The sequence below is a fragment of the Candidatus Hydrogenedentota bacterium genome (assembly GCA_012730045.1).
GTDB lineage: Bacteria > Hydrogenedentota > Hydrogenedentia > Hydrogenedentales > CAITNO01 > JAAYBR01.
Map to the genome: position 1 here is coordinate 89,042 of JAAYBR010000100.1, position 12,119 is coordinate 101,160.

General features: G+C 68.5%; 6 protein-coding genes and 1 pseudogene. 6 read left to right on the forward strand and 1 reads right to left on the reverse strand.

Annotation, left to right across the window (positions count from 1 at the left end; genetic code table 11):
- Positions 1 to 75: 75 nt before the first annotated feature.
- On the reverse strand, positions 76 to 1,593 hold the full coding sequence (locus GXY15_10650) for a hypothetical protein (protein NLV41672.1): 1,518 nt from the start codon (positions 1,591 to 1,593) through the stop codon (positions 76 to 78).
- A 255-nt stretch (positions 1,594 to 1,848) separates the two neighbouring features.
- On the opposite strand from GXY15_10650, the pseudogene GXY15_10655 reads away from it, so the two are divergent.
- The 6 genes and pseudogenes from GXY15_10655 (at position 1,849) to GXY15_10680 (ending at position 11,499) form a co-directional block, all read left to right on the forward strand.
- Positions 1,849 to 3,455: pseudogene (locus GXY15_10655) on the forward strand (sodium/solute symporter).
- A 73-nt stretch (positions 3,456 to 3,528) separates the two neighbouring features.
- Positions 3,529 to 3,912 (forward strand): L-rhamnose mutarotase, encoded by a 384-nt coding sequence (locus GXY15_10660; protein NLV41673.1) that lies wholly within the window; start codon positions 3,529 to 3,531, stop codon positions 3,910 to 3,912.
- A 37-nt stretch (positions 3,913 to 3,949) separates the two neighbouring features.
- Positions 3,950 to 5,245: a Gfo/Idh/MocA family oxidoreductase gene (locus GXY15_10665; protein NLV41674.1), complete on the forward strand. Its 1,296-nt coding sequence runs from the start codon at positions 3,950 to 3,952 to the stop codon at positions 5,243 to 5,245.
- A gap of 41 nt (positions 5,246 to 5,286) precedes the next feature.
- Entirely contained in the window at positions 5,287 to 7,206 is a 1,920-nt protein-coding gene (locus GXY15_10670) for a hypothetical protein (GenBank protein NLV41675.1), read from the forward strand.
- Positions 7,207 to 7,597: 391 nt separating this feature from the next.
- Positions 7,598 to 8,917 carry a Gfo/Idh/MocA family oxidoreductase gene (locus tag GXY15_10675; GenBank protein NLV41676.1) on the forward strand — a complete coding sequence of 440 codons (1,320 nt, stop codon included), beginning with the start codon at positions 7,598 to 7,600 and terminating at the stop codon, positions 8,915 to 8,917.
- Between the two features lie 35 nt (positions 8,918 to 8,952).
- Complete coding sequence (locus tag GXY15_10680; GenBank protein ID NLV41677.1) at positions 8,953 to 11,499, forward strand: hypothetical protein; 2,547 nt, start codon at positions 8,953 to 8,955, stop codon at positions 11,497 to 11,499.
- Positions 11,500 to 12,119: the final 620 nt, after the last annotated feature.

The following is a 12,119-nucleotide window of genomic DNA, read 5'->3' on the forward strand; positions in this document are numbered from 1 at the left end:
TCAGGCATTGCCCGGGCCCGGACCAGCCTACCAGCGCCCCCCCGGCCAGTCAATTTTACGCCCGGCCCGGGCCTCTCAAGGAGCGGCCGCCCCGCAGCGCACCTCGAAAACGTGCTCCGTGCCCACATCACTCCGGATGCGCAGGGTGTCGCCCTCCCGCGTGACCTCCGTCCACTCCTGTCCGTCCCGCAGGACCGTTGCCGGACCGGTGATCTTCTCGCACCGCAGTTCCGTCTTCCCCGAAAAGGACGGGTTCCCTTTCAGGACCACGAAACGGAGCACCGGCGCCCGGTATTCGGCGGCGCGCACGTAGATGTTTGGATAGTCCACCCCGGCAAGGGTCGGCGCGGCCAGAATCTCCGTGCGCGGTGTCCGGTAGAGGGTGCGCATGGAGTCGCCGTCGGTGGCCAGGGCCGCCGCGATGAGCCCCGTGGCCGATATGTAGTGTTTCGGGCACACGTTGTAGTAATACGACTCGTTGCGGCCGTCGCCGTCCGTGTCCAGCGGCTTGCCGTAGGTTGCCTCCAGCCAGTTCAGCACCTCCCGCGCCCGGGGCGAGTCCTTCCCCTCCGCCTGCACGCCCGCCAGGGGGAGGAAGCTGTTGGCCACGCTCAGCGACCCGCCGCCGCAGCAGCCGATCACCTTGTTGTTCACGGCGTAGGCCCGGCCCTTTTCCGGGGTGACCCACTTGGCCTTCTTGCAGATGTGTTTCCAGCCCTCCTTGAGAAACCCGGGGTCCGGGAACCAGGGATAGCCCCAGCCGAGGGCCCAGCAGTCCGCGCCGACATCCCCCACCGGATAGAAGACCTCCTTCTTTTGGTCGTAGATGACGTAGAGGAACTCGCGGGTCAGGGGAACCTTGTTGCGGAAATGGACCCGCATCCAGTCAAACCACCGGGGGTTAGCGTCGGCATACCGCGTGCCGTGGAGCAGGTCGAACAGCAGGAAAGAGTTTGCGCTGTGGGAGTTGCAGTCGGCGAAGACCAGCCCCGGCTCGCAGCAGATGCCGCCCGAGGGGCTGGCGAGGCTCTGGTCACGCAGCCCGCGCACGGCCTTTTCCAGGGTGTAGTGCGTCTTCCGGCCGTCCTCGGCAACGAAATCCCACCCCTCTTCGGAGTAGCGCATGTCGCCCGTCATCAGCTCATAGAGGCACATCAGCTGCGTGAGGTGCCCCGTGTACATGACGTTCTCGTAGCGGCAGGGGTCGGGCGGGTCGTCCCCGTAGTCCCAGTAGTGGGTGACATAGCACCAGGTCCGGCGGTCCACCATCCGCTCGCAGAGATCGCCGAGCTGGCGGGCTATCAGGTCGCGGTAGGCGGGCGTCCGCGCCGCCATGGCAACGCACCCGTACCCGCCAAAGGCAAACTGGTACCGGAACGCCGTGACATCCAGCTGCTTGCCGTCGTCATACCAGCCGATCCACGGATCCGCTTTATGGCCCTGCATGTGCGTGAGATGGGAGAACCACCGCTGGATGGCCAGCTCCCGGTCCGAAAGGCCCTCCCCCCATGCGGGCTCGTCGGCGGACGCTGGTCCGGACAGCAGGGAAAGGCCGCACGCCAGACAGAACCACGCAAGACACCGCATACGCATGCCCAAGCCTCCTTGCAGGGCGCCCGCGCACGGGCGTCCCGTCTCTAGAAAACCGCCGAGGCGGGGATAAGGGCGCTTTTCGACGCCCTCCCGCCACCCCCCCCCACTTTAGCAGGTCGCGCGCGGGACATCAACGCGCCGGGGCGCGAGGTTGACGCCCCCGGGCCTGTTCTGTTTCAATGCATGGGCGGCGTGTTTCGGCGGGATGGCCGCGCCGGCGCGTGCCGGGGCTGAACAGGGCGCGGAGGGCAGCGCATGGCGGCGGGCGGGTTGAATCCCTTTGACATGGCGGTTATCGCGGTGTACCTCGCGGGCATTGTGGCGCTGGGGTGCTGGGCGGGGCTGCGCAAACGCAAGGGGGCGGCGGGGGACGGCTATTTTCTGGCGGGGCGCAGCCTGGGGTGGCCGGTGATCGGCATGGCGCTCTTCGCCACCAACATCTCGACCATCCATCTGGTGAGCCTCGCGCAGGAGGGCTACACGAACGGCCTGGCCTACGGGAATTTCGAGTGGATGGCGGGGTTCACGCTGATCCTCCTCGCCCTCTTCTTCGCCCCGTTCTATGTGCGGTCGCGGGTGGCCACACTGCCCGACTTCCTGGAGCGGCGCTACAGCCGCGCCAGCCGCGGCTGGCTTTCCCTCATTTCCATCGTGGCGGCCATCTCATCCACATCGGTTTCTCCATCTACGCGGGGGCGGTGGTGCTTGAGGGGCTGTTTGGCATCAACAAGACGGCCAGCATCATCGCCGTCGCCCTGCTCACGGGGGCGTACACCATTGTCGGCGGCCTGATGGCCGTGGTGGTCACGGAGACAGTGCAGACGGTGATCCTCCTGCTCGGCGCCGTGGCGATGACGGTCAGCGCGTGGAATGCCCTGGGCGGCTGGGGAAACCTGACCGCCGCCGTGGACCCGGTGCAGCTCACCATGCTGCGCCCGGCGGGCGACCCGTCGGGCCTGCCGTGGTATGCCGTGTTTCTGGGCTATCCGGTCATTGGTATCTGGTACTGGTGCACGGACCAGACGATCGTGCAGCGCGTGCTGGGGGCGAAGGACGAGCACAACGCGCGGATGGGCGCGCTGTTTGCCGGATTCATCAAGATTCTGCCCGTGTTCATTTTCGTGCTCCCCGGCCTGATGTGCGCGGCCCTGGTCAGGACGGGGCGGGTGGAGGGCGCGCCGGAGAACTCCGAGCAGGTCTATGCGTTCATGATCGGGGCGCTCATGCCCGCCGGGCTGCGCGGGCTGCTTGCCGCGGCGCTGCTCGCCGCGCTGATGAGCACCGTTTCGGCGGCCCTGAACTCCGCCGCCACGCTTTTCACCCACGACCTGTACCGGCGTTTTCGTCCCGACGCGGACGACCGGCGGCTCGTCCGGGTGGGGCGGATCGTCACGTTTGCGGGCATGGTGCTGGCCGTCCTGTGGTCGCCCTTTCTGGGGCGGTACCCCACGGTCTTTCAGGGGGTGAACGCCGCCATCAGCTACATCGCGCCGCCCATCACGGTCGTGTTCCTGTTCGGCGTGTTCTGGCGGCGGGCCTCGTCGCGGGCGGCCATTGCCACGCTGGTCACGGGCTCCGCCGCCGGATTCGCCGTGTTTCTGCTGGACTGGTTCAGGGAGTTCACGGGCTGGAATGTGCCCTTCATGATGGCGGGGTTCTACCTGGCCGTCCTGTGCTCCGCCGTGATGGTTCCCGTGTCCTGGCTCTTTCCCGATCCGCCCAGCGCGGAGCGGGACGCCCTGGTGTGGTCCAGCCCGCTGGCCGCGTTCCGGGGCGCGACCGGCAGGGGGCTGGCGGACTACCGGGTCGTCGCGGGGCTCCTTTTCGGCATAATGGTCGCGCTGTATGTGGTGTTTGCCTGAGTCGGTTGTCCACACACCGGGAGAACAGGTCATGCGAAAGGCGGCATGGGCGGCGGTGTTCGTCGCGCTGGGGATGCTCGCGGGCTGCCGGCACGCCGGGCTGGGTCCGGACGACGCCGTCCAGCGCTTCGGCAGCGTCATTGGCCTGAAGGCGGAGAAGCTGGACTACTACAAGGAACTGCATGCCAACGCCTGGCCCGGCGTGCTGGACAAGATCCGGGAGTGCAACATTCAGAACTACTCGATCTACCTCCACCGGCTGGACGACGGCAACTACTACCTTTTCAGCTACTTCGAGTACACCGGAGAGGATTTCAAGGGGGACATGGCCCGGATGGCCGCCGATCCCCTCACGCAGAAATGGTGGAAGGAGACCGACCCCTGCCAGTTCGCCGTCAAGCACCGCGCCGAAGGCGAGTGGTGGGCGGACATGGAGGAGGTGTTCCACACCCCGTAAACCCGCCGCGTTCGCGCGCGGCACAGGAGGATGATCCATGGAGATGAACCGCCGCTCGTTTGTGAAGACCGCCGTGGCCGGAACCGCGGCGGGAATGTTCGCCGTGGACGCCCTCGGGGCCAATGAGCGGGTGCGCCTCGGCGTGCTCGGCACGGGCAACCGGGGCGGCCAGCTCATTGACATGATTCTGAAGCACCCGAACGCCGAGATTGTGGCGCTGTGCGATGTCTACCATCCGCATCTGGACAAGGCCCGTGCGCGGCTGGATGGCAGGCCCGACGTGTTCACGGACTACCGGAAGCTGCTGGAGCGGAAGGATATAGACGCGGTCTTTGTGGCGACGCCCGACCATTGGCACGCCCTCCAGTGCGTGGACGCCTGCGAGGCGGGTAAGGATGTCTACGTCGAGAAGCCCCTGTCCGTCACCATCCACGAGGGGCGGCGCATGGTCGAGGCCGCGCGCCGGACGAACCGGGTGGTCCAGGTCGGTGTGCAGCGCCGGTCCAGCCTCATGTATGCCGACCTGGCGCAGAAGGTGAAGGACGGGCTGATCGGCAAGGTGACCGTCGCCCGGACCTACCGCCTGTCCAACATGTGGCCCGCCGGCATGGGGAAGGGACAGGACGCCGACCCGCCCGCGGACCTCAACTGGGACCTGTGGCTCGGGCCCCGGCCCCTGCGCCCCTTCCGCGACACCATCGCCCCCTACAAGTTCCGTTGGTGGGGCGCCTACTCCTCCCAGATCGCCAACTGGGGCATTCACTTCATTGACTCCCTCCGCTGGATGCTCGGCGAGGAGGCCCCCGACGCCGTTGTGTCCCTTGGCGGCCGCTTCGCCGTGGACGACGACCGCGACATCCCGGACACCATGGAGACGACCTTTCAGCTCCCCGGCGGCTGCCTGCTGATCTTCGGCCAGTACGAGGCCAACCAGAACAACCCGCTCAAGCGCGGGCATTTCGAGCTGCGCGGCACCAACGGCACCCTCTACATCGAGGACGGCGGCTACGAGATCGTGCCGGAGAAGGGCGGCCAGTTCCAGGACCCGAAGCCGCGCATGGAGGCCGTCACGCAGAAGAACCCGCTGGACCCCGCCGGGGACTTCACCATCGCCCACATCGGGAACTTCCTCGACTGCATAAAGACCCGCGCGCTGCCCCTCGCCGATGTGGAGGTCGGCCACCGCTCCACCACCTTCTCCCACCTCGGGAACATCGCCCTCGCCACCGAGTCCCTCCTCAAGTGGGACGCGAAGGCGGAGCGGGTCACCAACAACGAGGCGGCCAACGGGCTGCTTCATTACGAATACCGCGAGCCGTGGAAACTGGGGTGAGCGCGCCGGGAGCGGTTCCCTTCACACAATGGGGACACACGATGAGAAACGGCCTGGCTTCAGCGGCATGGATCCTTGCCTGCGCGTTTGCGCTGGCCGCCAACGGCGAGGGGCTGCGCGTTGAGGCGGTCCCCGCCGCCGGAGGGCATGTCTGCAAGGTCACCGACGGGCAGGGGGACGCCTTCCTGCCGGTTGCGGGGGAGGGGCTGCGGGTGCTTCAGCCGGCCGGGGAGACGCTCGTTTCCTTTTCCAGTGTGAAGGAGGACTCCGGCGGCAGTTGGCAGTTCGCAGACGGCAGGATTCCGGGGCTCGTGCTCACCGACGCCTACCGCGCCCTGGGCCCGGAGCTTCTGGAGCGGGTGGTGACCGTGACCGCTGAAAGCGACCAGCGGTATTTCCTGGACCTGGGATGGCGCTGCCCCCGGAAAGGCGTCATGCACTCCTTCACCGGCCCCGAGGAGAAGGCTGCGTCCTACACCCCCGGATGCGGCGGCCCCGAATTCGGCGGCGGGTCCCTCCAGACCTTTCCCTTCCTCGGCCTGCTGTCCGAAGGGCGGCTGTACGGCGTCATCGGCGACACGCCGGGGCTGTGGGAAAACCGGTCCTTCATGGCCTTCGACCCGGCGTCGGGCGCCCTGTCCCTGACCAACGGCGACGGCTCCCCGAAGCGGGTCATCGCCATTCCGACGAACGTGGACGCAACCACGGTCTACCGGGCGCGGTTCGACGGGTGGCAGCACATCGAGGCGGGGGAGACGCAGACCTTCACCACCTGGATTTTCGCGTCCCCCGCGAGGACGCAGTACGACGTCCAGCTGGCGGCCCATCTGGCGCTGGCCAACGCCAGGGGGTTCAGCGGGTCCGCCGTCGAGGCCATCCTGCGCAACACCTCCTACCTGCTGCTGCGCCGCAACCTCCTCCGCCCCGAAAGCGACTACCTGTTCATCTCAGGGGTCGGCTACGGCTGGAAGCAGTGGGTGTCCGACGGGTTCTGGATGAGCCGCGGGCTCGACGACCCGCGCTACGACGCCGAGGCGCAGGCCGCCGTCTTCTACGAGCGCATCCACTACGAGGACAACGCCCAGTACTATCTCATCTGGTCCGCCCTCGTGAAGCGGGCGGGCGGGACGGTGGACATGCGCACCGTGGACCGGGCCTACCAGTTCATCCGCGAACACGAGGTGGACGGTCTCTACCGTCCCCCCCGGCTGACGGCCAACTCCATCATCATGCGCACCTACCACGACCAGCTCCCCTACGAGGACGGGGATGCGCAGTCGTCGAACCAGGGGTTCCACTGCGGCGCGCTGATGGCCGCCCGCGAGCTGGGATACCCCGTGACGGAGGAGGACATCCAGAGGGCCAAGGACGGATACGCCCGGATATTTAACCGGGAGGGCGGCTACATGGCCACCAGCCTGATGCAGCAGGACCATGTCGGGCAGGACGGGTTCTACGGCGCCATGCTCACCTACTGCGTCTTCGGCGAGAAGACGCTCCCCGACGACCTGGTGCGCACCCACCTCGAGACCACCATGCGCATCCAGTCCCCCCACGGGATGCGGGTCATCTCCAATGCCGACGGCAGCCTGCTGGAGGGGCACACGGGCGTCTACACCCACGGCGGGTCGTGGTTCCTCAACGACGCGGCGAACTACCTCGCCGGGCTGATCCACGGCATGGATCCCGCCTGGGTGGACGAAAAGCTCCTCTGGCGCCTGGAGAAGGAGCTCGCCTTCATGCCCGCCTTCCACGAGTCCATCAGCACGGTCCACGGCAAGCCCCACGGCCACCACCTCTACTCCTGGAACTCCGGATTCTGGTGGCTCCGCCGCGAAACGCGCGCACGGATGGGCATGGACGGCCCCGACCCGCTCTACGCCGCCCTCGACGCCAAACTGGGCGTCAACAGGGAAGGGGAGGCCCTGGTCTTCACTCCCGGAAACCGCACCTATCCCTGACTGGCGCCCCCAGGAGGGCCGGCCAAACCGTCCCGGCGTCGGTCCCTGATCGCCGGATAAGATGTCGTGAGAACCGAAGCCGAAGCGAGAACGTGATTGCCGCAGTCGCTCCGCTCCTTCGCAATGACGTGTGTTTTTGCGGTCATTGCGAGGAGGCCGCCCCGGCCGACGCGGCAACCTCTTGTTGGAAAGCCTCAGGTTCTCCGCATGTCACGGGGTGAATGGACACCTTTGCGCCCCGTCGGCGCTTTCACCATGAACCCACAAGACGCACGCCCCTCCAGTGCTTTCACGGCCCGGTGCTTGTCCGGCGATCAGGCGCTTTCTTCTTGCTTTTCGGGTTTCGTTTGTTGAGAATGGTGCTTTCCCCTTTCACTGAAGGAGCCCAACCATGGCAGAGAAACGTCTTCTTTCACGCAGGTCCTTTCTGAAGCGCTCGTCGCTGGCGCTGGCCCCGGCGGTTTTCCCCGCCATCATCCCCGGCTCCGCGCTGGGGCTGAACGGGGCGGTGGCGCCGAGCAACCGCATCGTCATGGCGTCCATCGGCGTGGGCGGCCAGGGGTCGTATGACACCAAGGCCCTCATGAGCATCCCGGACGTGCAGTACGCGGCGGTGTGCGACGTGGACCGCAAGCACTGCGCGGCGGCGCGGGAGATGGTGTCGTCGTTCTACGCGGACAAGAGCCCCGACGGGAAGTTCGACGGCATCCAGGAGCACCACGACTTCCGCGAGGTGATGGCGCGGGATGACATTGACGCCGTCATGATCGCGACGCCGGACTTCTGGCACCCCATCGTCAGCGTGGCGGCGGCCGAGGCGGGCAAGGACATCTACTGCGAGAAGCCGCTGGCGAACTCGATCCCCGAGGGCCGCGCGGTGGTGGACGCGGTGCGGCGGTACCGGCGGGTGTTCCAGACGGGCAGCCACGAGCGCAGCCGCGACAACGCGCGCTACGCCTGCGAGCTGGTGCGCAACGGCCGCATCGGCAAGCTGCACACGATCTCGGTGAACCTGCCGATTGACAACCACGGCCCCATCGGCAACCAGCCGGAGATGCCGGTGCCGGAGGAGCTGGACTACAACTTCTGGCTCGGCCCGGCGCGCGAGGCGCCCTACACGGAGAAGCGCTGCCACTTTTACTTCCGCTACATCATGGACTACAGCGGCGGCGAGATGACGGACCGGGGCGCGCACATCATTGACCTCGGCCAGCTCGGCAACGGCTCCGACGACACGACCCCCGTCACCGTCGAGGGCAAAGGCTGGTTCCCAGAGGACGGCCTGTTCAACACGGCGATGGACTACACCTTTCAGTTCGAGTACGCGAACGGCGTGGTGATGAAGGGCGCGTGCAAGGGTCCGCGCGGCGTCCGCTTCGAGGGCAGCGACGGCTGGGTGTTCATCCATGTCCACGGCGGCAACCTGGAGGCGTCGAACCCGGCGCTGCTCAAGGAGGTCATCGGGCCGGAGGAGCTCCAGCTCGGCCGCAGCAAGGGCCACCATGTGGACTTCATCGAGTGCGTGAAGACCCGCGGCGAGGCGAAGGCCCCCGTGGAGGTCGGCCACCACACGGCGACCATGTGCCACATGGCGAACATCGCCATGAAGGTGGGCCGCAAGCTGCGCTGGGACCCCGTCAAGGAGCAGTTCGACGACGACACGGCGAACCGCATGATGCACCCCTCCATCCGCGCCCCGTGGCGCATCTGACCGCGAAAGCAAAGGGCACTGACATGAAGAAGACCATGAGACTGACGGTTACCGCGGCGCTGCTGGCCGCCGCAGTGTTTGCCGGGGTTGCGTCCGCCGCCCCCTCCCTCGATGAGGCGTTTGACCTGCTGGCCGCCTACCAGTTCGGCCAGGATCGCTCCGCGCTGACCCAGATCAGCGACGCGGTCACGGCGGCCACGCAGGGGACCGCCCCCGGCGGCATCACCCCGGCGGACTTCGAGAAGCGCTTCGCCGCGATGCTGGAGACGGACATCACGCTGGAGGCGCGCCGTTTCATCTCCCGCGAGCTGTCGCGCATCGGCACGGACCTCTCCGTGCCCGCCGTGGCCGCCATGCTGAAGGACCCCGCGCTGCTGCAGCTCGCCGCGACCACGCTGGAGGAGTACCCCTCCGAGGCCGCCGCCCAGGCGCTCGCGGCGGCGCTGAAGGGCGCCACGCCGGAGCACCAGGCGCTGCTTGCCGGGTCGCTCGGCCGACAGGGGAACCCCGCGTCCGTGGACGCGCTGGCCGGGCTGCTGGGCGCCGGCGACATGGCGGTGGTGGACGAGGCGGCGAGCGCTTTGGCGTCGCTGGACGGTGGCGCGGGCTTCGCGCTGGTGGAGGAGGCCTTCGCCAAGGCTGACGCGGAACGCCGCAAGGCGTTCTATCCGGCGTGCGTGAAGGCCGCCATGAGCCAGGTCGCCGCCGGGAACTGCGCCGGTGCGGCGAATCTGCTGGGCATGCTGTATGACGCGGCGTCGCCGGGTTCTGTCCGGGCGGCGGCGCTGAACGGAATGGTGGCCTGCGCGCCCGACAAGGCGCCCGAGTTGCTGGCCCAGGCCATCGCGGACGCGGATCCGGAGATCGCGCGCACGGCCCTCGGGCTGGCGCGGGGCACGGCGGGCAAGGCTGTCACCGGCGCGCTGGTCGCGCTGCTGGACTCGGCCCCCGCGGAGCGCATCCCGGCGGTGCTGGACACCCTGGCCGCGCGCGGCGACGCCGAGGCGGCCCCCGGCGCGGCGAAACTGGCGGCGTCCGAGGACGCGGCGGTCGCCGTGGCGGCCCTGCGCGCGCTGGCGCTCGTCGGCGACGCCTCCAACGCCGGCCTGCTTGTGGACCTGTCGGTGAAGGCCAAGGGCGACGTCCGCGAGACGGCCCGCGAGAGCCTGCGCCTCCTGCGCGACAAGAAGACCGACGACGCGCTGGTGGACATCGCGAAGGCGGCCGGCGACAAGGAGCCGCGCGTCCAGGCGGTGCGCAGTCTCGGCGCGCGCCGCGCGGCGGGCGCGATGGACGCCCTGTTCGCCCTGGCGGAGGACAAGGAGAAGGACGTGGCCGACGAGGCCCTCAAGTCCCTGCGCGGCCTGGCCGGGCCGGACGAACTGCCGCGCCTGCTGGCCCTGCTCGCGAAAACCGGGGACGCCGGGCTCCGCGACTCCGTGTCACGGACCGTGGCCGCCGCGGCCGAGCGCATCCCGCAGGTGGAGAAACGCGCCGAGGCCGTGGCCGCCGCGCTGACATCCGCCAAGCAGGAGGAGGAGCAGGCCGCCCTCGTGACCACCCTCGGCCGCATCGGCACGCCGGAGGCCCTCGCGGTCATCCGGTCGGCCTTCGCGGACGGCCAGGGCGCCGTGCGCGCCGCCGCCCTCGACGCCATGGCCGGATGGGACGGCACCGCGCCGCTCGACGACCTTTTCGCCGCGGCCAAGAGCGCCGACGCCAAGGAGCGCGCCACTGCCTTTGGCGGCCTCCTGCGCCTGCTCAAGTCTGCCTCCGACATGCCCGCCGTGGAGGTCTGCGCGAAGTACCGCGACGCCGCGGCCCTCGCCGCCGACGACACGGAGCGTCTCATCGTGGTGTCCGGCCTGGGCGGCGTGGCCGCGCCCGAGGCGCTGGCGCTGCTCGACGAGCTTTGCGCGAATCCCGCGCTGGCCAACGAGTACGCCCCCTCCATGCTGAAGATCGCCGCCGCCGTGTCCGGCGCGGACCCCGCGGGCGTGCGCGCCCGGCTCCAGGACTTCCTCGGCAAGAGCCCCTCGCCGAAGCAGGCCGAGACGGCCAACGCGATCCTGAAGACCCTGGACGGCTTCGGGGACTACATCACGGCGTGGGAGGTTGCGGGCCCCTATGTGAAGGACATGGCCTCCGCCACCACGATGTTTGAGACCGAGTCCTTCCCGCCGGAGACCGACGCCCCCGGCGTGGCGTGGCGCGCCATGCCCATGGGCCTCGACCCCGCCCAGCCCTGGGTCGCCGACCTCGACAAGTACAGCGAACTCGAGGAGTGCGTCGCCTACCTGCGCACCCGCATCCACGCCGAAAAGGCCGGACAGGCCGTCCTCGAACTCGGCACCAACGACGGCTGCAAGGTCTGGCTCAACGGCAAGCAGATCCACGGCGTCAATGTGGGCCGCGCCCTCACCCCCGGCGAGGACAAGCTGACCCTCGACCTCGCCGCCGGCGCGAACACGCTCCTCGTCGCCGTCTACCAGCAGGCCGGTGGCTGGGGCGCCTGCGGCCGCCTCACGGCCCCGGACGGCACACCCGCGCAGGGCCTCAAGACCGGCCTCCGCGCCGACTGACCCCGCACAGACCAGACAACGCTTTCACCGCGTTCCCGGGCAACCGCCCGGGAACGCGCTTTTTCATTCTCGTCCGTTCCACCAGGAAGAGGAGAGCAACCACCGATGAACAGCGATGAACACCGATGGGAGGAACGGGCCGGGAAGGCAAGTAACAGAACGGGAGGACAACGGTCCCGCCCCCCTGGGACCGCCAAGCTTCCCCTTGGCACTCGGGGAAACATGCCGAGGAGAGGCCCGCGCGCAAAGACTGAAGAGGCCAGGCTGGAGCCTGGCGATCCCAGGGGCGCGTGGTCTGGGGAATGAAGGAAGCTGAAGTCGTGGCGGGCACGAGATGGCTTCGCGACGCTCGCCATGACGCGTTTGTGCAGGGGTATAAAGAAGACCGCCGCTCACCCCGTCATTGCGAGTCGGCCGCCCCGGCCGACGCGGCAATCTCTTGTAGGAAGAGCCGTGGCGAGCACGAGATGGCCGCGCTTCGCTCGCCATGACGGGTTGCGGCAGGCGGTGGCGAGAACGAGATGGCTTCGCTTCGCTCGCCATGACGGGTTGCGGCAGGCGGTGGCGAGAACGAGATGGCCGCGCTTCGCTCGCCATGACGGGTTGCGGCAGGCGGTGGC

What these genes read in the sequence shown, in the direction of transcription:
- GXY15_10650 (NLV41672.1), bottom strand. Translation starts at nt 1,593, where the DNA reads ATGCGTATGCGGTGTCTTGCGTGGTTCTGTCTGGCGTGCGGCCTTTCC.
- GXY15_10670 (NLV41675.1), top strand. Translation starts at nt 5,287, where the DNA reads ATGAGAAACGGCCTGGCTTCAGCGGCATGGATCCTTGCCTGCGCGTTT.
- GXY15_10665 (NLV41674.1), top strand. Translation starts at nt 3,950, where the DNA reads ATGGAGATGAACCGCCGCTCGTTTGTGAAGACCGCCGTGGCCGGAACC.
- GXY15_10660 (NLV41673.1), top strand. Translation starts at nt 3,529, where the DNA reads ATGCTCGCGGGCTGCCGGCACGCCGGGCTGGGTCCGGACGACGCCGTC.
- GXY15_10680 (NLV41677.1), top strand. Translation starts at nt 8,953, where the DNA reads ATGAGACTGACGGTTACCGCGGCGCTGCTGGCCGCCGCAGTGTTTGCC.
- GXY15_10675 (NLV41676.1), top strand. Translation starts at nt 7,598, where the DNA reads ATGGCAGAGAAACGTCTTCTTTCACGCAGGTCCTTTCTGAAGCGCTCG.